Source organism: Staphylococcus sp. HMSC62D11 (assembly GCF_001839145.1).
In the GTDB taxonomy this organism is placed as follows: domain Bacteria; phylum Bacillota; class Bacilli; order Staphylococcales; family Staphylococcaceae; genus Staphylococcus; species Staphylococcus lugdunensis.
In genome coordinates, this window is the sequence record NZ_KV840202.1 from 1 (window position 1) to 357 (window position 357).

Here is a 357-nt window from a genome sequence, read left to right on the forward strand (position 1 = left end):
GAGGGTCAGAGGTTCGAATCCTCTATGGCTCATTACGATTTATATAAGCAGAAGTAGTTCAGCGGTAGAATACGACCTTGCCAAGGTCGGGGTCGCGGGTTCGAATCCCGTCTTCTGCTCCATTATTTTGCCGGGGTGGCGGAACTGGCAGACGCACAGGACTTAAAATCCTGCGGTGAGAGATCACCGTACCGGTTCGATTCCGGTCCTCGGCACCATTTTATAAAGCGCCCGTAGCTCAACTGGATAGAGCGTTTGACTACGGATCAAGAGGTTATGGGTTCGACTCCTATCGGGCGCGCTTTTTATAAACATAATTTAATACGGGAAGTAGCTCAGCTTGGTAGAGCACTTGGT

3 tRNA genes are annotated in these 357 nt (G+C 50.1%); all 3 read left to right on the forward strand.

Going from position 1 to position 357, the window contains the following annotated elements:
- Positions 1-47: 47 nt before the first annotated feature.
- Positions 48-122 (forward strand) — tRNA-Gly (locus HMPREF3267_RS11180).
- 7 nt (positions 123-129) lie between these two features.
- Positions 130-218, forward strand: a tRNA-Leu gene (locus HMPREF3267_RS11185).
- A gap of 9 nt (positions 219-227) precedes the next feature.
- Positions 228-301, forward strand: a tRNA-Arg gene (locus HMPREF3267_RS11190).
- The last annotated feature ends 56 nt before the right edge of the window (positions 302-357 follow it).